The organism is Hymenobacter sp. DG01 (assembly GCF_006352025.1).
Lineage (GTDB): Bacteria > Bacteroidota > Bacteroidia > Cytophagales > Hymenobacteraceae > Hymenobacter.
On sequence record NZ_CP040936.1, the window covers coordinates 3,010,197 to 3,035,000 of the forward strand.

The window sequence follows — 24,804 nt, forward strand, 5'->3', positions numbered from 1 at the left end:
CAAGAGCGGGCAGCTGGCATCCGGCAACTATAATTAATGGCCCAGAAAATTCTGCGGCGGAATGAGAACTTCAATATCCTGATTGCCCTGCACCACGCATTGGCAGCCCAGGCGGGAATTGATGCGCGGGTCCACGGCACGGTCAATGAAATCTTCCTCTTTATCGGAAATTTCGGGCAGGTCGTCTTCGCCCTTCAGAATATATACGTGGCAGGTGCTGCAGCCACAAACGCCCCCGCAGTTGTGCTGGAGCTGAATGTCGTTGTTTAAGGCCACATCCAGCACCGATTCGCCCTGAGCGGCCACATGGGTCTGGTCGGGCTGGCCGTCCTGAAACTTAAAGGTGATGTTTACGGCTTTCACGGCGTAACGCTAGGAGAACGATGCAAAAATGCGGGTGCGAAGGTACGCATACCGCTACCCGAATCAAAGCTACACGGCCCCCTCATTGTTTGAAGCAGCTGCCCCGACAGCCTGTTGAATACTCACTGTCAGATCTTTGTACAAAGCCTGCCATGCCGGTTTACCTACCAGCGCGGCTTCATGCCGGGCCAGCGTGGCGTCGTCATGGCGCACTGCCGGCCCGGTTTGCACCGCAAAGGGCAGCTCGGACAAGGCTTTATCGATGGTTTCCCGGATTAGCGGGTGCAACAGTGACCAGGGCAGATTGGCCTCGGCCAGCAGCGCCCGGCTGATGCCCAGCAGATGATTGGGAAAGTTGCAGGCCCATACCGCCGCTACGTGCAGCTGCAGGCGCTGAGCCGAGTTTACCAACCGTACATCGGAGCTTAGGGAGGCAGCTACCGCGCGCAGCAGTGCCAAAGCGGGCGCGTCGGCTGCCTCTAAGCACAACGGCACCGTTTGCCATTCAATAGCCCGGCCCGGGCTAAACGTCTGGAGAGGATACAGCACACCGCCGCGTACCTGCTCATGGGCAGCAAACACGCTCAGCGGCAGCGCCCCGGCAGTATGGGCTACCACCGCGCCTGCCGCAAACTCTGCTGCCGCCAGCACCTGCGGCACGGCCCCGTCGGGCACGGCCAGCACGTACAAGTCGGCGGGGGGTAGGCGGCGCGGGTCGGTGCCGGCGGTAGCACCCGGAATGGTGGCCGCTACCGCCTCGGCGGAGGCCTGCGTCCGGCTCCAGACGTGCAGTACCTTGTGGCCAGCCTGGGCCAGCGCCGGCCCCAGGTGTTGGGCTACCCGGCCGGCTCCCAGCAAAACAATTGTATAATAAGCCATAGAGAAATGAAGCCTATTCTCTCCGGCACCGGCTACTGCTGTTGGGCGTCGCGGCCGAAGGAATGCGGCGGTTACTACTGGATCAGGCCGGCCAGCGGCCATCGTGCCGGGCATTTACTTCCGTAACCCTGCTCTTGCCACCCTTGCCGGGGTAGGCGCCCTGGCGTAAAGCTAGCTATTCGGGCTATTGGCAGGGGCCACTACTGACTAACACAATTACATCTAAAGCCCCTCTAAGGCTTGTTTTTAGCATTTAATCGACAAAAAATAAATCAATATTACATTATATGTCCCCAAAAATGGCTTTACTTTGAAAAGAGGATATCATGTCCTTCTTCTGTTGATTTCCTACTTCCACTCTTCACGTTTTTTTCATGTCAAAAATTTACCCGGATCTGCTCACTCCCAAGCGGCTAGCCCTAGCCACCTTGCTGAGTGTGGGCACTTTATCGGCGCAAGCGCAGGCGCAGGGGCAGTTTGCTTACACTCCTTTAGCCAGCCTGGCCGGCACCATTACCTACACTGATCTAGCGAGCACCGGTACCGTAATTGCTACGCCCAACACCGACGACGCTAACTCAGCGGCTACTCCCATCGGCTTCTCTTTTCAGTACAATGGCCAGACTTTCACGGACTTTGTACTGAATACCAACGGATTCCTGAAGCTGGGAACTACTGCCCCAGCTGCCCCTTACTTCTACGAAGGCCCCCAGAGCCCGTTTAAGGGCCCTCTGGATAATAACGCCGAAACCAACCTTATTCTGCCATTCAACCTTGATCTGGAAGGTTCAGCTACCACTGAATACCGGGTGGCTACCACCGGTACGGCCCCGAACCGGGTGTGCACCATTCAGTGGAAGAACGTGAGCGATAAGGCTTCCGGCAACGTTACCAAGCAATATTCCACGGCCAGCTTCCAGGTGAAGCTCTACGAAACCCTGAACCGGGTAGATTTCGTGTACGGCACGTTTACGGCTAACACCGGCACCACCGACGCACTGCGTACGGCGGCGGTAGGGTTGAAGGGCTCGGGCCCTGCAGCCAACCAGACCCTGACCGTTCAGAAAACGTCCACGGCGGCCTGGACCGCGCCTGTCTTCCTAGCGGGCAACTACATCGGCGACGTGTTCAACGTGCGCAGCACCTCCCGCCCGACTGCCGGCTTGGTGTATCGTTTTAATGCCGCACAGCCCAAGGATGTTTCCGTACAGGTCATCCATTCGATGGGGAAAATTGCTACCCCCTACTCTCTGCCCCATACGGTAGCGGCCGCCGTGCAGAACCGTGGCCTAGAGGCATTGACCAATGTGCCCGTTACCCTGACGGTAAGCGGAGCTAACACCTTCACCAGCACCAAAACGGTTCCAATTCTGTCGCCTGGTGCCGTTGCTACCGTTACGTTTGACGCTTACCCCGCCACGATGGCCGTAGGTACCAACAACCTGACGGTATCGGTGGCCGCCGACGACAATAACGACAACAATAGTCTGCCTTACACCCAGGTGGTAACCGCCGGCCCCGTAGCCTACATTGACGACACGCGCGCCTTTAATACTACCGGCGTAGGCGTGGGAGCTGCTGGCGGCATGCTGGCCGCCAAATACACGGTTAGCCAGGCTACTTACGTAAACGAAGTGAAGGCCACTTTCGCGGCTTCGGCCGGTAACACGGCGTCTTATCAGCTGGTAGTGCTGGATGCTTCCGGCGCTGGCAGCACCCCAGGCACGGTTCTGTATGCCTCGCCTGCCCGCACCCGCACGGGAGCCGCCAGCACCGTAACCCTTCCCGTACCCAGCGTGCGTGTAACCGGAGCCTTCTACGTAGCAGTTCGCGAACTGAGCACGAACGTGGCCCTAGCTTATCAGGTAGAAGATCCGCTGCGCGCGACTACCTTCTACTTCCAGTCGCCAGGCGCAGCCTGGACGCCCATCAACTCTACCACCCTGCGCACCCGCCTCGCGCTGGATGCTACCGTAGGTCCTCAGTTGAGCTGCCCCATCGTGGGCGGTGCTACCATTTCTGCTATCACGCCTACTTCGGCTACCATCACCCTGTCGGGCGCACCCACGAGCGGTACGGGCTACTCAGTTATTTACGGCCCGGCCGGTTTTGATCCTGCCACCGCCGGCACCACGGTAACGGGTACCGGCCCGGCGTTTACCCTCAGCAATCTTGCCAGCAGCACGGCTTTTGACGTGTACATCCGCAGCAACTGCGGTGCCACCGACCAAAGCACCCTGACCGGCCCCTTCAAGTTCACCACGGCCTCGGCCTGCCCAACTTCTACGCTGGTAAGCACCTTCCCCTACCGGGAGGGCTTTGAGGGCAACGGCGCCGGCATTCTGCCCTGCGGAGTTACTGTGGCTAACGCCAACAACGACGCTCAGACCTGGCAGGTAGCATCTTCTTACCAGGAAGGAACCAATACCCTACCCCTGGGCGATGCCTCAACCAACGCCATGCTCTACCGCTTCAGCTCCAGCGCGGGCGCCGACGATTGGTTCTTCACTCCTGGTCTGGCACTGCAGGCTGGCACCCGCTACCAACTTTCCTTCCGCTACGGCATGTACAACATTTTCTCAGGCGCGGTGTACCCCGAGCGTATGGAAGTGAAGTATGGCACCAGCGCTACCGTTGCCGGCCAGACTACTCTGCTCTGGAACAACGAGAACATTGTGAGCCCCGCCGGCGGGGCTGCTCCTTACCAGACGGCTAACGCCTCAAGCACGCCCGCCGTAGCCTCCATCACGCCTACCACCTCGGGCACCTACTACATTGGCTTCCACGCCAAGAGCGTAGCCGATCAGTACCTGCTGCTGGTTGACAACATCGAGGTAACCGCAACGGCCGTAACGGCTTCGTCGGATGAGCTGCTGCGCGCCATCACACTGTACCCCAACCCCACGGCTGGTGAGCTGAAAATTGATGTGCGGGGCGCCAACACCAAGGGCGGCCTGCAAGTGGAAGTGCTGAACATGCTGGGTCAGCGCGTAAGCACAGCCTCCATCCGCAACAACTTCGAAAACAAAGTAGATCTGTCGAACCTCGCGAACGGTATGTACATGGTGAAAATCATGACCGGCAACGAGTACATGGTGCGCAACATCACCATCCAGAAATAACTACTCCCCTCGCGGGTCAAGAAAAGGGCAGCCACATGGCTGCCCTTTTTTATGCTTGACGCTTCCGGCAAAGGGTTCGGCAAAACCCACCAACGGAGCCACCGCATGACCGCAAGGCCAGCACGGCTTACAAGCAAAGCTGTTCTTATGTCGGTTTGAAGAACGGTGTAGAAACGCCTGCTTGCGTCTCATCGCCTGCGCTCTTCGAGGATTACCATTCAGGGGCTACCGTTCAAGGAGGAAACTTAAGCAGGGGTCTCTACACCGTTCTTCAAACCGACATACTTGGGTACGGCGTCGTTTGAGCGGAAACCTTAGAACCCCACCCGGACTTTTCCAGTGCAACGCGCCGCTCCAAGCAACCGCCAACTTCTCCTAACAAAAAGCCCCAACTGGTATCTAGTCGGGGCTTTTTGTTAGGAGAAGGGTAGTGATAACTAAGCTACCTGGCGCGCCTTGGGCTGCAGAGCTGTTTTGGGCAGTATCTCGCCGTCGGCGGGCTCTACCAGGGCCTCCGTTTCGCGACGACGCTTGTAGATTGCCATACCAAAGCCAACGGCCATGAGCAGCGTACCACTCCAAAGCAGGTTTATGAAGGGCTTCTCTACGGCCTTCAGAATGATGTAGTCTTTCTGGGTGGTGCTTACGCCGAACGTAAACTTGCCTTTCTCCGGATCGACGTTCAGGAAGCTCAGGCGCAGGCCCAGGTCTTCTACCTCGTCGGGCACACGACCAATCAGGCGGTTGCGCACCACAAATACCGGGTGAACGTGGTACTGCTTCTTCTCACCCATCACCAGGAAGTCGCCCTGAATTGCCAGGTCGCCTTTGGTCAGGCCCAGGCCGGCGGTCTGGTGGGCTGGCTCTACCCCCCGGAACACCGCGAAGTAGTCGTTGAGGAAGATGGTGTCGCCCACACTCAGGATATGCTCTTTCACCTCACTCCAATCCTTCTCCTTATCGGGTGGCGGCACGGCACTTACGTGGGAGTAGATATCGTGGCTGAGGAACTGCTTGATGTCAGGGGAGGCCAGCAGACCATCACCCATTTCTTCGTTGATTTGAGCGCGGGGGTAAAGCGTGAAGGCTTCGCCGGTTTTGCGGTCCTTGTACTCGACGCGGTAGTAGGTGTTTTCCGGCAGAATCTCTACGGTGTCGCCGGCTTTGTAGTACAGCTTGTCGCCACGTTTGATGTCGGCGCGGGCCAGGGCTTTGTACTCGTCGGCGGTGCGGAAAAGCAGTTGCTTATCTACGTAGCCAGGTACACCGGGCACATCGAAGTACTGACCGGTGTAGCTGACATCGTACTTGCCCATGGGGGCTTTATCGTTGCGCCACAGCAGCACGTTGTCGCGGTTGGTAGTCTCATCAAACTCCCGTGAGTGCAGCAGACCCGACACGTTCTGGCTGATGATGTTGGAGTAACCCGCCGAAGCCAGAATACCCAGCAGCATCAGGGCAATACCAATGTGAGCGACGCCGCCACCAGAAAGGCTGACTTTACGCTTCATCAGGGTAAATACCATACCCAAGTTGGCCAGCACCCCAAACAGGGCAGCCGTCAGGAGCACGATGTAGGTAGCCTCCATTTTCAGGCCGTAGTACTGCACCAGCAGAATCACCAGCGCAGCACCGAGCAGCGTCAGAATGGCGGGCACCGTCAAGGAGCTGGTCAGGGACTCTTTGTTGTTTTTCTGCCACCACATTACCTGAGCCAGGCCCGAGAAGAAGGCCACGCCTACCCCCATCCAGAGCTGCGCCTTGGTGTAGTGCTGAATCTGGTCGGCGGGCAGGGCAACATTTGTGGTAATTCCGATGAAGCCCATAAAGGCTTTATACACCGGAATGCTGGTGGTCCAGAGTACCTGGAAAGCGCCTAGGCACAGTACGGTAGCGCCCACAAATACCCACAACTCAGCGTTATAGGTGGTCAGTTCTTTCGGGGAAACCGGAATCTGCTTCCAGCGCCATACCAGCAGGGCAATGGCCAGCACCACGAAGGCCATCAGATAGATAATCAGCTGACCGGAAAGGCCCAGGTCGGTGAAGGAGTGCACGGAGGCATTACCCAGTACGCCGCTACGGGTCAGGAAGGTGGCATAGAGCACCAATAGAAAGGTGGCAATAACCAGCACGAAGGATGTGCGCAGCGCCGTACGGCTCCGCTGCCACAGCACCAAGCCGTGCAAGGAAGCCACCAGCACCAGCCAGGGAATGTACACGGCATTTTCTACCGGGTCCCAGTTCCAATAGCCTCCAAAGTTTAGGGTTTCATAGGCCCAGTAAGCACCCATCATAATCCCTACACCCAGCACCAAGCCACCCCACAGCGTCCAGCGCATAGCCGGGCGCACCCACTTGGTAAACTCGCCCTTCCAGAGGCCGGCTACGGCGTAGGCAAACGGCACCAGCGTAAGCGCAAAGCCCAGGAACAGCGTAGGCGGGTGAATCACCATCCAGTAGTTCTGGAGCAGGGCATTCAGACCGGTACCATCCTTGGGCACGAAATTCGGATTGAGCTTGAATACCGGCAGATCCGGCATAAAGTCGCGCAGCAGAATAAAGGGCGAGGAGCCAATTTTCAGGTCGCCCAGCACAACCCCCAGAATCATGGACGTCAGGAAGAGCTGTACGCCGGCAAACACCACCATCACGGGGGCCTCCCAGCGGCGGCTGTAGCGCATCAGCACAAAGCCAATTAGTACGTGCCAGAAAATCCAGAGCAGGAAGCTACCCTCCTGCCCTTCCCAGAAGCAGGAAATCATGTAGTGCACGGGCAGGTGGTTGCTGCTGTGGCTCCAGGCGTAGTAGTACTCGTAGCGGTGGCCATGGATGATGCCGAACAAAGCAGCAATAACCACAAACACGGCTACGCCATGAAGCGCGAATGCGCCCCGACCCAGCCGCAGCCATGCCGCGTCCGTGTCGCCGAGGGCGCGGCCTTGCGAGGCCTTGTAGTAAGAGTACGCCGCTACGATGGCCGCTACAAACGCCACAATGACTCCGAGGTGTCCTACGTCGCCGATTAGTGTATTCAACATGTGCTACTGCGTTGAAGGAGAAATGTTAGCCCGACGGTATAGTACCCGGCCAGCATGAACTTGTTTTTAGAATTAGTGCCGTTGTCCGGCCAATCGTTTCATTCGGGCCCGGTGGCTGCGCCTCTCCCAGCTTTGCTGGGTTTTGGTCGCGCGCCTGGCCGCTTCAGCAGCGGCCTGCACCCGGGCTTTATCGGATGGCAGCAGAGGCAGGCTATACGCGTACCATTGCTGGTGCACGATGGCCGGGGCCCTACCCTCCACTTCCTCCGTAACTACCTGGTAGAGGTAGCGGCCGGGGGCCGTGAGCGTATCAGTCCAGGTGTATTCCGGGCTGGTGGCGCCGTACGTAGTGCGTTGCACCGGTACCGCTGCCACCGCTGCTGCCCGAAACTCAGCCGCTTCGCGCCGCAGCACTCGAAACTCACGCGGAGCCCCCAACGAATCGGGCAGCGTCCAGCGTAAAGAAACTACCCGGCTCGTGGAGGGCGCCACCGACGCTACCTGGGGCGGCGTCAGGGCAGGCAGCCCACGGGGTTTGTCGCTGACGGTTATGGTAAACTGGCAGAAGTCCTTGAGGTAGCCATCCACATTCAGCAGGTAGGGCTGGCCGGCTCGCAGCGAGTCCAGTGTTACAAACACATCATCCTGGCTACCCAACGAGGTGCAGGATAGCACCCGGTACGTAGCCGGCTCGCAGGGTTGGCCCGTCAGGACCACCAGCTGCACGCCGCGGGTGTCGCGGCACTTCTGGCCTTCGATGTTGACGAAGTAGCGGCCCGAAGTACGAGGAGTAAACTCAAACCACTGGTCGTTGTGGTATTCGATGCATTTTCCGGTGAGCGTCTCATCCACGCACGACCACTGCACAGTGCAGTCGGTGGTAGCAGAGGTAGCCGCTTCGTTTTGCCGCAGCACCCGCCGCTGCTCTATGTTGTCGTTTGGTACCTGAGCCGCTACCGGCAGCAGAAAGCAGGTACTCATCAGCCAGTGCACAACCCATAAACACCACCGCAGCGCGGTAGGCTGCTTCCCAGGTTGCTTTCGGCACCGGCCATTGCGCATGGCGGCCGCTTAGTTAACCGAGGCAGTAGCGCCCTTAATATCTTTCTCCACGTATTTGGAGGGGCACTTCAGCAGGATTTTGTCGGCCACGAACAGGTCGTTGCGCATGGCGCCGGTAATTACTACCTGCTCCGACTTGTCGAAGTCCTGGGGCTTAGGGTTGAAGTACACTACGCGCTGGGCAATGCGGTTGGTATCTACCAGCGTGAAAGCAAAGTAGTTGGGGTCCAGAGTAGGATTGTACTCCAGGCCCATGATGTTCTGCTGCACGTCGCGGGGTAGGCGGCCCACTACGTGCACTTTGGTCAGGTTTCCCTCGGCGGCCCGCTCCCGGGCTTCCTTGAATGATACATACACGCTGGCATCACCGGCGGCGCTCATGATGATACCAATAGCCACGGCAATAACGGCAATGGCAAGGATGTGGGCTTTTTTCATGTCGGGGTACAACAGGTTGGCTCCACCCGGAGCCGAGGACATTCAGAACAACAAAAGCAACTGCAAAGGTCCGCCGAAATGGTGAAATAGCGTGATTATCAACGGATGATTTTGCTTAGCTCACCGAGCAGCAGGCACCTGCCGGCTTATTCCTTGACTTCCTTTTCCAGCCGGCTCAGCTTGCGGTCCAGCGAAATCAGAAAGAACAGCAGCCCGGCCAGCACAACTGTGATGACGGCCACTACCACGTAAATTTTACCATTCTGACGAAGGGTGTCCGCCATTTCAGGTTCGTTGGGCGCGGTGGCCTGGGCAACCACCCGTAGGGCCGGCAGCAGCAGCGCTACCAGCAGCAAAAGCCCGGCGCGCAGCTTAGACAAGCTGTTTTTCATACACTTTTTGTTTAAGCAGGGAAACGCGGCTGGCTAGCTGGGCCAACCAAAAAGCCAAAAGCGTCCAGCCGATAACGGCCGGGTAGAACACCAGCCGCATGTCGCTGTCGAGGTCATATTTGGCGAAGGCCGGATTGCCGCCCGCGCCCGGGTGCAGCGAGTCGGTGAGGCGGGGCAGGATGTAGAACAACGGCATGGCCGTGGCAAAGGCGAAGATGTTGTAGATAGCCGAAATACGGGCCCGCTGCTGCTCATCGGTAAAGGAAGAGCGCAGCACCAGGTAGGCGCCATAAATCAGCATGGCAATGGCCGCCCCGTTCAGCTTAGGGTCGTTGGTCCACCAGGCTCCCCAGGTAAAGCGGGCCCAGATGCTACCCGTAGCCAGCCCGACCAACCCCATCAGAATACCCGTACGGGCCGCCTCGTGCGCCCGGATGTCGAGTTCGGGCGTAGGAGTGCGCAGGTACCGCACCGAGTAGTACACTGAGGCCAGCAGAATGGCCGTCATCCCGAACCACATCGGCACGTGGAAGTACAGGTTGCGGATGCTTTCGTTGAGAATAGCCAGCCGGGGCACCGGCATCAGCAGCCCCGCAACGGCCACGTACAGCAGCAGCACCACGCTCAGGGCTTTCCACCAGTTTCTTCTAGACATGGGAACAGAGAGGTGAGAAGTGAAACGCCGCCGGAACCCGGCTCAAGCGGCCGGGCATCTGGCTAGGGTTGGCAATGCTCCAACAAGCCAGATGCTTATTTTGTGCAGGAATCGGAAGCTGTTTCTTACTGGTCATAGCACATACCACGGCGCTCTATCAGGAGCGCCACAGAAAGGGGAACAACAGGTAAGAAACTGCCCCCACAATCATGTTCAGGGCCAGCAGCGTCAGCAAAGAAGTTTGGCTGGCATCGAATTCCAGCCCGTCCAGCGCGTTTTTGGAAACCTTAATCAGCAGCAGCAGCATGGGTACCATCAGCGGAAAGCCCAGCACGGCCATCAGGGTGCTGCTGTTGGTAGCTTTGGCCGCAATGCCCGAAACCAGAGTGAGGGTGCTGGCAAAGCCCACGGCCCCGAGTACCACGTTGCCCACAAACAACGGCACGTTCTGCACCGGATTGCCCAGCACCGTGGCGTACAGCCCGAAGGCTACCAGCGCCAGCCCCAGCAGCAGCAGGGCGTTGTAGCCAATTTTGGCCAGAATAACGGCCTGGGGCCGCACCACGGTGTAGTAGTAGAGCATACGTCCCCGGCTTTCCTGCAGAAAGCCCTTGGCTACGGCATTCACGGCCGAGAACAGCAGCACAATCCAGAAAAGGGCGTTCCAGGCGGGAGCCGGCAGTTGCCCGCCGCGCAGCGAAAAGCTGAGGTAGCATACGAACACCGTGCTGCCGACGTAGAGGAGCATCCCGTTCAGGGCGGCCCGCTGGCGCCATTCCAGACGAAAGTCCTTCTGCATCAACACCCAAATTTCGCTTAGTAGCGTCACGGCAACACGGCTGGTAAAAGGACCGCAAAGATACAACCCAACTCCCGGATTCCCCCGCATCAGGTCCCGAATAGCGCAACCCGGCTGACCGTAGCCGCGTTTAGGGGCGGCTAACGCGAAAAAGCCGGCCTCCCCCGGTAGTTGGGGAAGGCCGGCTTTTGCACTGGCGCTGGCTGCTGGACCCAGGGCTGAGGTTAAAAATCGTAGCCCAGGGTTACGTACACCTTGGGTCCTTTCTCGGTGTACTGCTCCCGGCCCCAGGCCACATCGCCTTTCACATAGAAGCCCAGCATCGTGGTCCGGATGCCCGCTCCGTAGCCGTAGAGCATAGGGTCGGCGAAGTTGATAACCGTGCCGGTAAAGCTGTTGCCGTTGCCCAGATTGCCCGGGTTAATCTGGGTGTTATTGGAGTTATTAACGCTGAATGGATTAGCCCCCGAATACGTAGTGCCCATGTCCCCGAAAGCCGTTAGCTGCAGGTTGCGGAAAAAGCCCGACTCAATGGGGTTGCGCGAAAAGTACTGGATGATGGGCAGGCGCAGCTCGGTGTTGAGCAGCACGTACTTCTGGCCTACCCGCTTGCTGTAGTCGAACCCTCGCAGGTTGGTCACGAACTGCTGGTAGAACATCTGCGTCGGGGGAAGCTCGGAGATGTCCGGCGTCTCTGCATCAGCCGAAATAATCTGATTATCCTCGTAGCTGGCATTCAACCAGTTGTCCATACCACCCAGACGGAAGAAGGGCTGCGACGAGCCTCCGTCAATGTACTGCCCGAAGCTGATGCGGTTGGCCCAGATCAGCTGGCGGTGAATTTTCTGGTAGTGACGCAGGTCCACGTAAATTTTGGTGAAGTCCTGGTTGCCCCCATTTATATCATAGAGGCGGGTCATCCCTACCTTCATGCGCGTGCCCTGTAGCATGTTTACCCCGGTAACAATGGAGTTGTCGAACACAATTTCGCCGGCCCCACCCAGGTAGTTGGTGTTGCTGTCCTTGTTGCCCGACAAGTCCCGGAAGGAGCGGCGGCTCACATTCACGAAACGAGGCCCCCCGCGTACACTTAGGTTATGCGTGAGGGGGTAGGCTATGGTAGGCGCTATTTCGTGGCGCCCGAACCGGATTCGGTCGCCCTGCTCAGTGTCAAAGAAATAGGCCTGCTTTTGGTAGCGCACGCTCCAGTCGTAGCGGTGCTTCAGGTTGGTGTACTCCGCGAAGATGTTGCTGGTGCGCAGGTCCGTGAGGGCGAAAATTCCGGCCCGGATGCGGTGGTCTTCCATCAGGTCCGACATGTTCACCTCCCCTATCAGCCCCAGGCCCAGCAGCGGATCGGCGTACAACGACGACACTACGTTATCGATGCTGAAGCGCGTATCGTACCGGAACGGGCCTACGGGCGCTATCGACTCGGCGGGGGCAGCCTGGGGCAGCGCCACTATCGGAGCAGCACGCCGCTTGGCGGCCGGCGTGGGGGTAGCCCGCGAGGCCGGAATGTCTTCGTCAAACTCGTAGTCGCTGGTGTTGATGCGGCCAGTTGACTTGGGGGCCGGAACCGGAACCGGAGCCGAAGCAGCCGGTGCCGCCGCAATCGAGTCGGGCGTGGCCGTGGGGGTAGGCGCTGCCGGTGTTTCAGGAGCGGTGGTAGCCGGCTGGCCCTGGCTTTGCTGGGCAGCATTGGCTACGGTTGGGCCCGGACGGTTGGCGGCCGGAACGGCGGCCTTCGCCGGTTTCGAGCGGTCTTCCAGGGTTTCCTGGCGCGCCGTTTTATACAGCGTCAGGTTTTCCGGAAGCTGGTAGTTCTGATACAGATACACATAGTCGCGGGCTTCTTCGGCGGCTACCAGCCCCATCGTGCCCGTGGTGGCATTATAGTCGTAGTCCTCGATGTTGGCCAGAAAGCTTGTGACGGGGTGATACTGCTTGGTAGCCAATGAAAGGCGGTACAGGCTTCGCACACCGCTTTCCTCACTGGCAAACAGAATTTCGGAATCAGAAATAGCCCGCGGGCGCCCTTCGTTGGAAATGGTGTTGGCCAGCACTTCTACTGGTTGCTGACGACCATCGAGGTGGTAGAGGTAGAGGTCGTAGTTGTTGACGACCGTGCCGAAGCTGCCCTTAGCCGTTCCGGCCGAATCGAGCCAGCGGTTAGAACTGAACACGATGCCACCACCCCCAGGCAGGAAGGCTGGCTCCACATCGTCAAACACATCATTGGTCAACTTTTCTGGCGTCCGGCTACCCGCCCGCAGCAGGTATAAGTCGGCCTGCCCGTTACGCACCCCGCTAAACACCAACGATTTGCCATCGGGCGAGTAGCTAAGGTCGGTAATCTGGGAGAACTGCGCGAACAAAGACGTACTCCGGCTAAAAGAGGGCAGCAGGCTTTTCAGGCGCGCTGCCATGTTGGAGATGCCCCCATCGGCGTCCCGGAGTTGCAGGGTCAGGTAGCCTTTGTCCATTTCGGCCACGGCCAGCTGCCCGTTGCTGCGCCAGGCCAGCACCGGCAGCCGGGTTTCCACCTCCTGATCGGGGGTTTTGTAACCGCCCCGGTGAATGACGTCGCGGCCCCGGCCGTTCTTATTGACGACTACCACCCGGTAGCGGCCCATGTCGTTTTGCACGTAAGCCAGGCGCTGGCCGTTCGGGCTAAAAACGGGCTGGCTGTAAACAGTGCCCTTGCGGTTGTTGCGTACAATTCGCCGGTCCTGGCTCAGCTCCAGGTACGGGGTCTGGGGTTGGGCATTAAGCTGGCGGTAGTAGCCCAGCCAGTCCTTCAGAAACACTTTGTACGGTACGTTCAGCGAAGAGCTGATGCCTACTTCCACGTCGCGGGTGATGCGCGTCAGGTTCAGGATGTTCTGAACGGAGGTGTAGCCGTAGCGCTCCGCAATGTAGTTCCAGATGCTCTGGCCAGCCAGCTCCGGGTCGCGCAGAAAGAACGGAGCCGTGCGGTTCCCTTCGTGCTCCTTGGTCATGGTGCGCATGTAGTCGTCCATTTCTACGCTCCAGCCCTGGGAAGCATAGGCCGAGGCTCCGCTGATAAACCAGTTCGGCAGCTGCAGCAGGTAGGTGCTCTGGATGACTTCCTTCAGTGAGCCGCCGTACATCATGTCGTTGAGCAGCACCCGGGTGATGCGGTTGCTCAGCTCCTGCTTAAAGCGGGTTTGCTGTCCCTGAAAGGCTATTTGCACTTTGGTGGAGCGCACCAGGGAGGTTTCGCCGCCGGTAGCGTACTTATCAGCATCCAGCCCTACGTTGCTCTGCCGCAGGTCGCCGACGGAGTTGAAGAGCATGATGGTGGTTTTGGAGTACGGGTAGTACCCAATCAGCCCAGTAATGCGCTGCAGCTCCTTTTCAGCGTACTCGGCCGCGTGGCGGGCATTGGCCTCGCCGCCGGCGTAAAAGTAGATGTTGAAGTTTTGGGTGCTGAGCTGCTGCCAGTTGAAGTCTTTGTACTGGATACGCACCCGCCCAAATGGCTCCTGAGCCGTTTGGGCCACCGCCGTAGAGCCAGAAAAAGCCAGCCCCAGCAGCAGAGCCGCCAGGCCGGCCGGCCGACGTACATCGGGCCGGCAAAGAAAGAATATGTGCCTCATAGAAGAATGCTAGGAGCGGGATGCAGGAGAAGCCAGCCCGGTAGCAGCCGGGCCCGGAGAATATAACGTAAAATACCGCCGAATATTGACCTCCGGCCAGGGCGCAAGGTCTTTTTCCAGCCAGTCGGCCATTACCTGAGCCAGCCGGGGGGCCATCATCACCCCTTTCGAGCCCAAGCCATTGAAAATATGTACGTTCGGCAGGGCCGGATGGGTTCCCAGCAGCGGCTTCCGGTCGCGCACGGCGGGGCGTACCCCGGCCCGCTGCCCCGTCACCTGAAAGGCTTGGTCGGTCATGTCGTGCAGGCGCTGGCTCAGCTCCTGGCGGGCTTCCGGGGTAGTGCCCACCGCGAAGGGCGGCCACCGGTAGGTAGCCCCCACCCGAAACCGACCCTCGCCCAGGGGTACCACGTAGGCGCCTTTATTAAGAACCTCCGTTTCGGGCAGGCTGGTGCTGGTTACGTCCAGCACTTCCCCTTGGTTAGGCGTAACCGGCAGCCACTGAAAGTACGGATTCTGCGCTACTGCCGCACCTTCGCAGCACACTACGTGCCGGGCATGCACGCAGCCAGCGTAGAGGTAGCCACCGTCCGGCTGGGCAACCAGCTGGGCCCAGTCGAAAGTTTCGGGGTGGAGCCAGCCTTCCTGCCGGCCTTCGGCGGCCAGAGCGGTCAGCAACTCTTCTACCCGTACGTAGCCGCCGCGCCGGATGCGGAGGCCGCCCAGCTCCTGCCGAACGCCGGGCCGGACCGGTAGCGCAGCACTGGGGTCTTCCACGAAATCCTGCCAAGGCTGATCGGCGCTGCGGGCTATTATGGTGTTCTGCTCCCCCACCGACGAGAATAACTTCAGAATTGGTAGCTCAAAGAAAAACCGCTGCCCCAGGCGCTGCTCCTGCGCCTGGTAAAACGCGGCGGCGGCTGGCAGCAGCTCCGCGGCCCGCCAGGCCAGCGCAAACCGCTTGCCCGCCACCGGATTCATCAGGCCCGCCGCCACCCGGGAGGCCGAGTCCGGCTGGGGTGTATCGAGCACCAGCACCGACCGGCCTCTTCTCCGCAGCTCGGCGGCCAGGGTAGCACCAGCAATACCATATCCTATGATGAGATAATCAACGCTTGTCATTGGGGCAAGGTACAGAGAGATATGAGGAACTGGGTAGCGTCCTAACCGCGCAACAAGCCGGAAGAGTTTCGTGGTGGTAGTGGCTGCCGGCCCGGTGGGCTCCGCTAGTCTATTTACTCCTTCGTAACTTACCCTCCTAAATCTGCCTGGCACTATGCCGGGCCTTTTTCTACCGCATGACTGTCTCTGGCTTTACCTTCAACGCCTTTTCCGAGAACACCTACCTGCTGCACGATGCCACGGGCCAGTGCGTGGTCATTGACCCCGGCTGCTACGAGCGAGCCGAGCAGGAAGCCTTGCGCACCTTTATTGAGCAGCAGGGCCTACGGGTGGTACTGCTCCTGAACACGCACTGCCATATCGACCATGTACTTGGCAATCAGTTTATCCTGGACACTTACCAGGTGCCTTTCCTGATTCATGAAGCGGACCTGGCAACGCTGCGGGCCGTGCCGGCCTACGCGCCCAGCTATGGCTTTGCCCGCTACACACCCGCTGAACCCACGGGCTTTCTGACGCCCGACGAGCCAGTGCGCTTCGGCGACTCGGAGCTGGAGGTGCGGTTCGCGCCGGGCCACGCGCCGGGTCACGTAGTGTTTTACCATGCCTCTACCAGCACTGTTATCGGGGGCGACGTGCTGTTTCAGGGCAGCATTGGCCGCACCGATCTGCCCGGTGGCGACTATACTACCCTCATTTCCAGCATCAAGTCCGAATTACTCACCCTCCCCGACGACACGGTGGTGTACCCCGGCCACGGCCCTGCTACTACAGTAGGCCAGGAACGCCGTACCAATCCGTTTCTGCAGTAGATACCAGCCCCTCTGGCGCGGCGTTGCTTGCTCTATTCGTAGGCCATTACTTTCTCCCCCTTGAAAAAACACCTCCCCAACGCGGTTACTTGTCTGAACCTGTTTTCGGGCTGCCTGGCTCTGTGCTACATCTTTGCCGGTGAACTGGAAACGGCAGCCTATTTCGTGGGTCTGTCGGCGCTATTCGACTTTTTCGACGGCCTGCTGGCCCGGGCCCTGCACGTTTCCTCCCCCATTGGTAAAGACCTGGACTCCCTGGCCGATGTCGTATCGTTTGGGGTAGTGCCCGGTGCTTTCCTGTTCGATCTGCTGCGCCAGGCCGGCGCCGATTTGCCGACCTGGCTACCCTACGCGGGGTTTGTGGTAACCGTATTTTCGGCCCTGCGCCTGGCTAAGTTCAACAACGACACCCGCCAATCCGACTCGTTCATTGGGCTTCCTACCCCAGCCTGTACGCTGGTAGTGGCTTCGCTGCCGCTTATCCTAGCCTATGATACCTTCGGCGTAACCCGCTTCATCCTGAATCCGTGGGTGTTGCTGGTATTGGCCGTGGTGCTTTCGGGCCTGCTGGTGGCCGAGCTGCCTTTGTTCGCGCTTAAGTTCAAGTCGTTCCGCTGGCAGGGCAACCAGGTCCGGTTTGTGTTCCTGCTGATGAGCCTAGCGCTGCTGATCGGGCTAGGCGCGGTTGCTATTCCGCTGATTATCCTGCTCTACGTACTGCTCTCGGTACTAACCCGGCCCAAACCGGTGGCGGCCGCGTAGGCTGCGCCCCCAATACGAGCCGGCGGGCAACTATTTTTTCAGCTCCGGGTTGCAATATTTCCCAGGCTGGGCAGTTAATAACTGTGCGCTGAACTGTGTTACTTCCCAACCTGTTGCCCCCCGAAAGCTGCCGCTTTATTTTGTTCTGATTTCTGCGCCTGTCTATGCGGTATTTTACTTTCTGGTTGCTCACTCTTCTGGGAATAAGCCTGGGCGCGGGGTATTCGGCGCAGGCACAGGGCCCGGAGCAGCTGGTGCGCGCCCGTATTACGTGGGCCGGGCCAGTGCCAGCGCTTATCCGGGGTCAGCCGCGGCAGGTGCCTTCGTTTCGGGGGGCACTCTTTCAGCCCAACGAGCAGGTAGGAACTTATCAGCTTAAACTGTCCGGCACGATGAGCACCGGCAGCCTGCGCGAAACCACCTATGAGCCCGTATCGGCTGCCGAGGCCCGCCAGCTCGATGTGGCCGCGCTACCCACAGTTACCACCGTCCGCCTGACGCCGGGCATGGAGCGGCGCCAGCCGGTTACGCTGCTGGCTGTGCAGCCCCTGCGCCGTAACCCTCAAACCGGGCAAGCCGAAAAGCTGATTTCCTTTGCGTATGCCTATAGCAGCGCGGCCCGGCGGGCCTCGGCCACTACCCGGCCTTATGCCCAGGCCTCGGTGCTAAGCCAGGGCAGCTGGTACAAGATTGGGGTACCTACCAGCGGCATCTATAAGCTCGATAAAAAAGCCTTGGCTGACTTGGGCCTGCCAGTGCAGACCCTGGACCCCACCCGCCTACGCCTATATGGCAATGCCATGGGCACCCTACCCCAGGCCAGCCAGACCTACCGCCCCGATGACCTGGCCGAAAACGCCATTCGCTTCGTGGGCGATGCCAACGCTACCCTCGACGACAACGAGTGCTTTCTTTTCTACGCCCGCGGGCCCCACACCTGGACGCGCGCGGGCAGCGCGGCCCGCTTTCAGCATCAGCTCAACCCGTACACCGATACCGCTTACTACTTCTTGACGGTAGGTACTGCGCCCGGCCGGCGGGTAGCCCCGGCGCCTACCGTTTCGGGTGCGGCCTCGGCGCGCATCACGGCTTTTACCGAGCGTCAGTTTTATGAGCTCGACTTGGTTAATCTGGCCAAGTCGGGCCGCACCTGGTTAGGTGAACAGTTTGCCACCACGGATCAGAAAACGTTTTCTTTCCCGGTGCCCGACCTGGTACCCGGCACGGCGGTGCAGGTGACCTCGGCCGTGGCGGCAGCCTCATCGTCGGCTACGTTCTTTCAAGCCTCGGTTAATGGTCAGACGGCCGCCAGCCAGGTAGTACCCGGCTATAACTGCACAAGCGGCGCTTGGTGCTACCCCGAGGTTGCCAACACCAGCCTGACCACGTTCACTTACTCCGTACCCGCAGCCGCTCCAGCCGAACTTAAGGTTGCGCTTAGCTATAGCGGCGGCAACGACCCGGCCGCCAAGGGCTACCTCGATTACCTGGAGCTAAATGCCCGCCGCCAGCTGCGCTTCCCCGGCACTCTGCTGGAATTTCGCTCCCTCGAAAACATTGCTCCGGCCGCCATTAGTCAGTTTGAGCTGGGAAATGCGGCCGGTGCAACTATCTGGGAGGTAACCAACCCGCGCCGCCCGGCCGAGGTAGCAGCTACCAATGGCGTGTTTCTGGCCCGCACCGATACACTGCGTGAGTTCGTGGCATTCAGCGGCAGCAGCTTCCCTACCCCCCGTAGCTTCGGGCGGGTGGTCAACCAGAATCTGCACGCGCTTAACCTTGATGGTAAGCTAGAGCTGGTAGTTCTCACCCATCCGGCCTTTCTTACCGAAGCCAACCGCCTGGCCGCCCACCGCGCCGCCCACGACGGCTTGGCCACGCAGGTAGTCACCACAACTCAGGTGTACAATGAGTTCGGCTCAGGCGGGCAGGATGTAACCGCCATCCGCGACTTTATGAAGATGGTGTATGACCGTGCCCCGGCCGGCAAGCGCCAGTACCTGCTGCTCTTCGGCGATGCTTCTTACGACTACAAAGCCGACCCCACTAATGCCGCCGACCAGTTGCCAGGCTGGTGGAAAGACCGGCTGCCGGCCAACGCTAACAAGATCAACCAGAACTTTGTACCGGTATATGAGTCGGTGGAAAGCTTTGACCTGATTATGGGTGCCCGCCCCGGCGGTCAGGGCATCACCTACTCCTCCGACGATTACTACGGCCTGCTGGATGACAATGAGGGTGCCTGGCTCCCGAACTACAGTGATGAGCTGATGGATATTGGCATCGGCCGCCTCCCGGTTCGTACGGCGGAGCAGGCCCGCTTGGTCACCGACAAGCTGATTGCCTACGACTCGCCGGCCAGCTTTGGCAAGTGGCGCAACCGCCTGTCCTTCGTAACCGACGATGGTGATCGGAACCTGTTTACCTCATATACTGAGGAACTGACGGCCCCACTGGACACGGCCGCTACGGCCCGCTCTTACAATGTGTACAAGCACTACCTTGATCTGTACCCGCAAGTGATTGTAGCAGCCGGGCAACGCTCGCCCGCCGCTGAGCGCTCCATCGACGAGGCTTTCGAGCAAGGTTCATTGCTGATTAACTACATCGGGCACGGTGGCCCCAAGGGCTGGGCCGACGAGCAGATTCTTACCAACGCCTCCGTACTGCGTCTTCAGAACACCAACCGGCTGGCTTTCCTGTTTACCGGCACCTGCGACTTCAGCACCTACGATAACCCAGAGTTTACCTCCGCCGGCGAACAATCCCTCACGGATATCAGCGGAGGTGCCATAGGCCTGTTCACGACAACGCGCGTGGTGTACGCCGACCGTAACCAGGGTATGGCCATTGAGTTTTTCCGCGACCTGTTCACGCCGCTCCCCGATGGCACCATGCCCCGCATCGGCGACATCTGCCGGGCTACTAAGAATGCGGCCGTATTCGGCGACAATAACCGCAACTATGCCCTGCTCGGCGACCCGTCCATGCGCCTGGCTTACCCTCAGCAGGAAGCTGCCGTTACGGCCATCAATGGCAAATCAGCTTTTGCAGCCCAATCAGACACCCTGAAAGCGCTGAAGCAGGTAGAAATTCAAGGCGAGATTCGGCAGGCCGGGCAGCGCAATAGTCGTTTCAACGGCACGGCTCAGGTGCAGGTCTTCGAGAAGAAGTCCGTAGCCACTACCCTGGGCAATGAGTCCGGCGATACGCCCACTCCCGTAGCCCTGCGCGAAAACGTTCTTTACGACGGCCCAGCCACCATCACCAATGGTGAGTTTAAGGTTCGGTTTGTGGTTCCCAAGGACATCAACTACCAGATTGGGCTGGGCAAAATCAGCCTGTATGCCGCCGACCTTGCCGCGCGTACTGATGCTCATGGCCAGCTACTGGTTCCGGTAGGCGATGCCGCTCAAGTAGCCTTCCGGGATACCATTCCGCCCCGGATCCGGTTGTTTATGGACAATGAAAATGGTTTCGTTTTCGGCGGCACCACCGGCACTACCACCACCCTGATCGGCAACCTGCGCGACGAGAGCGGCATTAATGCCGCCGGTACAGGCATCGGCCACAACCTGACGGCAACCCTCGACGGTGACCCATCCCAGATAACCATCCTGAACAAGTTTTATACAGCCAAAGTCGATAGCTTTCAGGCGGGCCAGGTAAGGTACCAGTTTGAAAGTCTAAGCCCTGGTCCGCATGAGTTGCGCGTGAAAGCCTGGGACACCTGGAATAACTCGGCGGAGGAAACGATTGAGTTTATTGCGGCACCTACCCAGAAGCTGGCGCTTCAGCATGTACTGAACTACCCGAATCCGTTTGCTACTTCCACTACCTTCCATTTCGACCACAATCGGCAGGGCGATGATCTGGACGTGCAGGTGCAGATTTTCACGGTTTCCGGCAAGCTGGTTCGTACACTGCAGGCCCCGGTTATTGGCAGCACGCCGCACGTTTCATCTATAAGCTGGGACGGCCGCGACGAGTACCAAGATCAGCTGGCCCGTGGGGTGTACATCTACCGGGTCAGCGTCCGGTCGGCCCGCGACAAATCCACAACTTCCAAATTTGAAAAGCTGGTATTGCTGAACTAGCCAAAAGCTTCTGTATTTCGCCTACCTTCCGTCTCTATTTTTCCTCTCTCTATGACACTGACAAAACTGACCTTGCGCTCCATGTTGCTGCCGGGTCTGCTGGGCCTGGCCGCTACTGCTCACGCTCAGAGCCGGGTAAATGCCATTACGACTGCCGTTCCCATCCTAACCATCAGCCCCGATGCGCGTTCTGCGGCTTTAGGCGAGGCCGGCGTCGCCATCAGCCCCGATGCTAACGCAGGGTATTACAACCCGGGTAAGTTGGGTTTTGTACGCTACCAGCACAGTGCGTCTTTGTCTTACACTCCCTGGCTGGCAAGCATTGCCAATGATATGGGACTTGCATACGCTAGTGGCACCAGCAAAATTGGTGAGCGGGCTACCCTCTCGGCCAACCTGATGTATTTTAACCTGGGCGAAATTCAGTACCGTGACCGAAACGGCATTGCGACTGGTACCTTCAACCCCAAGGAGTATGCCCTTAGTGTAGGCTATGGCCAGAAGCTGAGCGACCAGTTTGGTGTGGGCCTGAACGTTCGTTACATCCGGTCTAACCTCACCGGCGGCACTGTTACTGACACCAAGCCCGGTAACGCCGTAGCGGTGGATCTGGGTGCGTATTACAATACGGATCTGTCTATTGGAGCAGGAGAGTATAATCTGGCTTTTGGGGCCGCAGTTGCCAACATTGGCAATAAGATTTCCTACACCGACGCTTCTCAGCCCGATTTCCTACCCACTACCTTCCGGTTAGGCACTGCCATCACTAAAGAGCTGGATGCGTACAACAAAATCACGCTTACCGTCGATGCCAACAAGCTGCTGGTACCTACCCCCTATTATGAGGAAGGCAACCAGACGGATCCGGCCCTGGTAGCCCGCGTGCAGGCCGAAAACGAGCGTCGGGCCAATTATGGCATCGTCCGGGGCATTACCAGCTCGTTCAGTGACGCACCGGGCGGGTTTAGCGAGGAGCTGAAAGAAATTAACCTTTCTGGTGGCCTGGAGTACACCTACAACGACCTGCTGATGGCACGGGTAGGTTACTTCTACGAAAACCCCATGAAAGGCGACCGGCAGTACCTGAGCTTCGGTGCCGGTGTGCGGTACCAGGTCTTTGGAGTGGATGGAACGTACTTGGTGCCTAACTCAAAAGCGAATCCGCTGGCGCAAACATTACGCGTGTCTCTACACTTTAACTTCAATGAGCTGAGCGAGGCCTTCGGCAGCTCTGGTGATGCTACCAACTAATATTTCTCTTTGATGCTCGACCGCAAAGTCGCTCCTCCTGTTCAGCCGCTGGCCCGCGTAACGCTGCCCGCGGCTGACGTGTTTTTGCTCCCTAACGGAGCTCGTCTTCATATCATGCGCAACAGCGCCCAGCCGGTGGTACGGCTGCAGGTAGTATTTAAAGCTGGCAAATGGTATGAGCCTGCCCCAGGCGTATCTCTGCTCACTGCCCGTATGCTACTGGAAGGTACCCGGACCCGCACCGCCCGCCAGATTGCTGATGAAGTAGCTTTTTACGGTGCCTCTTTAGAGTGTGAGCAAGGTTTCGATCGGGCTACGCTGACGCTATACTGTTTGGCTCGTCACCTGCAGAAGCTACTGCCTCTGGTGCTTGATGTTCTGACTGAGCCTACATTTCCCGAGTCAGAGCTTGCGCTTCTAAAAACCCGCACTATCCAGAATGTCCGCGTCGAGCGGCAGAAAACAAGTTACCTAGCTGCTGAACAATTCTCCAGCAACTTGTTCGGCGCTCAAAATCCCTATGGTAGCAAGTTCGATGAGGCCGCTTTCCAGCTTGTCAGTTCCACCCAGGTTCGCGAGTTTCACCAACAGGCATACAACTTAGCCCAAAGCGAAATATTCCTGTGCGGTGACATTACAGCCGAGCACGATACTCTTGTAAAGAGTACTCTCGGCACCCACAGTACAAACAGCGCGCCTGCCCTACTTCAGGGGCCTCCTGCTGTTCCTACCTCTCCTCCCACGCACGACTACGTCACAGTCAAAGACAGCCTACAGGCTTCGCTGCGTATCGGCCGCCTATGGCCCGCTTTAAGTTACCCACAAACCTACGAGCTACAGGTGCTGGTAAAAGTACTAGGGGGTTATTTCGGCTCGCGCCTCATGAAGAACATTCGTGAGGATAAAGGCTTTACCTACGGCATCTATTCCAGCATCAGTCCGCGCGAACATGCTACTAGCTTTGTTATAGGTTCTGATGTTAATGCAGATAATGCCGCTGCCGCTATCAAGGAAGTACACGCAGAACTGCTGCAGCTACAAGCTGAACTAATCCCAGCCGATGAGCTGCAGACTGTCAAAAACTATATGACAGGAAAGTTCGCTAATGAGCTAAGCACCGTCTTCGAACAGTGCGATAAGTACAAGACTATAGTATTCCATCAGTTGCCCGAGAACTACTACAATCATTTTGTAGAACGTGTTCAGGCCGTTGAAGCAAGTACACTATTAATGCTAGCGCAGCAATACCTATCACCTAATATCATGCACGAGGTGGTAGCAGGGCCTAACGCTTAGCTAACCGCACTTATATAAAAAAAGAGGTTGCTAATGATAGCAGCCTCTTTTTTTATATAAGTGCGGGTGCGGTGGAAAGTCAAGTCTTATGATAAACGTCTTTTGCTAATAGTTAGCTTCTTAAGCAATTAAAATATTGAGGTGTTATGATCTGCTCAATGTACCCTAATACATTGGTATCACGCGCCTGACCTCTTCCATTATCGGGAGGCCAATGGGCTCCCCCCTGCTGCCAAGCAAAGCCATTTGGAGTAGCAAACTAAACGGCAGTTGGTGTAGGCGCGGGCAGCATTGCTCTGGGTTAGCTCCAGCACGGCGCTGCCCATCTACCTCCCCATCTTCCCCGCCATCCGGCCCATTTGCCTGTGCGCGCAGGCGGCCTCGTCCGCGTAGGGACTGGGTATAAATGCCGACTGCCCCCCGCAGCACGAGGTCGCGGGGGGCAGGGCAAGATAAGGTTGGCGGCGACCGACTCTCCCGCCGGTGAAGGCAGTACCATAGGCGCTCCGGGGCTTAACGACTCTGTTCGGAATGGGAAGAGGTGAACACCCGGGCTAAAGCCACCATTATCATAAGGTCTCTTCTGCTTGCGCAGACGAGCCCAGTATCTTAACATAGAGGCAGAGTAGGAAAAAGAAAGGGTTAGAGCTGGTATGCTACAGAAGTGTTCGAGTCCTTAGTACCCCTCGGCTGTGCGATTTCGCGCTCTACACCTAGGGCCTATCAACGTCGTGGTCTCCGACGACTCTTATATATCGGATATCTCATCTTCAGGTGAGTTTCGCACTTAGATGCTTTCAGCGCTTATCTCATCCCAGCGTCGCTACCCGGCGCTGCAACTGGCGTCACAACCGGTGCACGAGCGGCTGGTCCAACTCGGTCCTCTCGTACTAAAGTCAGGTCCTGTCAAATATCCTACGCCCACCACAGATAGGGACCGAACTGTCTCACGACGTTCTGAACCCAGCTCGCGTGCCACTTTAATCGGCGAACAGCCGAACCCTTGGGACCTTCTCCAGCCCCAGGACGTGACGAGCCGACATCGAGGTGCCAAACCTCCCCGTCGATATGAGCTCTTGGGGGAGATCAG

At 58.4% G+C, this 24,804-nt stretch carries 16 protein-coding genes and 2 rRNA genes (1 of these 18 cut by a window edge); 6 read left to right on the top strand and 12 right to left on the bottom strand.

The window, feature by feature from the left end; genetic code table 11:
- Positions 1-33: 33 nt before the first annotated feature.
- Both FGZ14_RS12770 and FGZ14_RS12775 read right to left on the bottom strand, forming a co-directional pair.
- Positions 34-363: a 2Fe-2S iron-sulfur cluster-binding protein gene (locus tag FGZ14_RS12770; protein ID WP_139924632.1), complete on the bottom strand. Its 330-nt coding sequence runs from the start codon at positions 361-363 to the stop codon at positions 34-36.
- Between the two features lie 69 nt (positions 364-432).
- Positions 433-1,242: a Rossmann-like and DUF2520 domain-containing protein gene (locus tag FGZ14_RS12775; RefSeq protein WP_180754346.1), complete on the bottom strand. Its 810-nt coding sequence runs from the start codon at positions 1,240-1,242 to the stop codon at positions 433-435.
- A gap of 374 nt (positions 1,243-1,616) precedes the next feature.
- Here FGZ14_RS12775 and FGZ14_RS12780 point away from each other — a divergent pair, with 374 nt between their 5' ends.
- On the top strand, positions 1,617-4,364 hold the full coding sequence (locus FGZ14_RS12780; protein WP_139924634.1) for a T9SS type A sorting domain-containing protein: 2,748 nt from the start codon (positions 1,617-1,619) through the stop codon (positions 4,362-4,364).
- 437 nt (positions 4,365-4,801) lie between these two features.
- Here FGZ14_RS12780 and ccsA read toward each other — a convergent pair whose 3' ends face one another.
- The 8 genes from ccsA to FGZ14_RS12820 all read right to left on the bottom strand — a co-directional run bounded on the left by ccsA (position 4,802) and on the right by FGZ14_RS12820 (position 15,496).
- Positions 4,802-7,405, bottom strand: a complete 2,604-nt coding sequence (gene ccsA, locus FGZ14_RS12785) for a cytochrome c biogenesis protein CcsA (protein ID WP_139924635.1) — start codon at positions 7,403-7,405, stop codon at positions 4,802-4,804.
- A gap of 72 nt (positions 7,406-7,477) precedes the next feature.
- Positions 7,478-8,386 (bottom strand): hypothetical protein, encoded by a 909-nt coding sequence (locus FGZ14_RS12790; RefSeq protein WP_139924636.1) that lies wholly within the window; start codon positions 8,384-8,386, stop codon positions 7,478-7,480.
- 90 nt (positions 8,387-8,476) lie between these two features.
- A complete protein-coding gene (locus FGZ14_RS12795) occupies positions 8,477-8,905 on the bottom strand; it encodes a cytochrome c maturation protein CcmE (protein WP_139926109.1) in 429 nt (142 codons plus the stop codon).
- A 146-nt stretch (positions 8,906-9,051) separates the two neighbouring features.
- The gene (locus FGZ14_RS12800) at positions 9,052-9,297 is read right to left on the bottom strand and encodes a CcmD family protein (protein WP_139924637.1); all 246 of its coding nucleotides are present in this window, start codon (positions 9,295-9,297) and stop codon (positions 9,052-9,054) included.
- Complete coding sequence (locus FGZ14_RS12805; protein ID WP_139924638.1) at positions 9,278-9,952, bottom strand: cytochrome c biogenesis protein; 675 nt, start codon at positions 9,950-9,952, stop codon at positions 9,278-9,280. Before FGZ14_RS12805 ends, FGZ14_RS12800 begins: the two co-directional genes overlap by 20 nt.
- A 157-nt stretch (positions 9,953-10,109) precedes the next feature.
- A complete protein-coding gene (locus FGZ14_RS12810) occupies positions 10,110-10,751 on the bottom strand; it encodes a heme exporter protein CcmB (RefSeq protein ID WP_139926110.1) in 642 nt (213 codons plus the stop codon).
- A gap of 224 nt (positions 10,752-10,975) precedes the next feature.
- Positions 10,976-14,374 carry a PD40 domain-containing protein gene (locus tag FGZ14_RS12815; protein ID WP_139924639.1) on the bottom strand — a complete coding sequence of 1,133 codons (3,399 nt, stop codon included), beginning with the start codon at positions 14,372-14,374 and terminating at the stop codon, positions 10,976-10,978.
- A gap of 9 nt (positions 14,375-14,383) precedes the next feature.
- A complete protein-coding gene (locus tag FGZ14_RS12820) occupies positions 14,384-15,496 on the bottom strand; it encodes an FAD-binding oxidoreductase (protein WP_139924640.1) in 1,113 nt (370 codons plus the stop codon).
- 176 nt (positions 15,497-15,672) lie between these two features.
- Between FGZ14_RS12820 and FGZ14_RS12825 the strand changes: the two genes are divergently transcribed.
- The 5 genes from FGZ14_RS12825 to FGZ14_RS12845 all read left to right on the top strand — a co-directional run bounded on the left by FGZ14_RS12825 (position 15,673) and on the right by FGZ14_RS12845 (position 23,714).
- Complete coding sequence (locus FGZ14_RS12825; protein ID WP_139924641.1) at positions 15,673-16,308, top strand: MBL fold metallo-hydrolase; 636 nt, start codon at positions 15,673-15,675, stop codon at positions 16,306-16,308.
- Between the two features lie 60 nt (positions 16,309-16,368).
- Complete coding sequence (gene pssA / locus FGZ14_RS12830) at positions 16,369-17,070, top strand: CDP-diacylglycerol--serine O-phosphatidyltransferase (RefSeq protein WP_139924642.1); 702 nt, start codon at positions 16,369-16,371, stop codon at positions 17,068-17,070.
- 185 nt (positions 17,071-17,255) lie between these two features.
- Positions 17,256-21,167: a type IX secretion system sortase PorU gene (gene porU, locus FGZ14_RS12835; protein ID WP_180754347.1), complete on the top strand. Its 3,912-nt coding sequence runs from the start codon at positions 17,256-17,258 to the stop codon at positions 21,165-21,167.
- Positions 21,168-21,218: 51 nt separating this feature from the next.
- Entirely contained in the window at positions 21,219-22,418 is a 1,200-nt protein-coding gene (porV, locus tag FGZ14_RS12840) for a type IX secretion system outer membrane channel protein PorV (RefSeq protein WP_139924644.1), read from the top strand.
- A 12-nt stretch (positions 22,419-22,430) separates the two neighbouring features.
- A complete protein-coding gene (locus FGZ14_RS12845; RefSeq protein ID WP_180754348.1) occupies positions 22,431-23,714 on the top strand; it encodes a pitrilysin family protein in 1,284 nt (427 codons plus the stop codon).
- Between the two features lie 456 nt (positions 23,715-24,170).
- Here FGZ14_RS12845 and rrf read toward each other — a convergent pair.
- Together rrf and FGZ14_RS12855 are read right to left on the bottom strand one after the other, a co-directional pair.
- Positions 24,171-24,282, bottom strand: a 5S ribosomal RNA gene (gene rrf, locus FGZ14_RS12850).
- A gap of 89 nt (positions 24,283-24,371) precedes the next feature.
- Positions 24,372-24,804: ribosomal RNA gene (locus tag FGZ14_RS12855) — 23S ribosomal RNA — on the bottom strand (it continues 2,473 nt past the right edge of the window).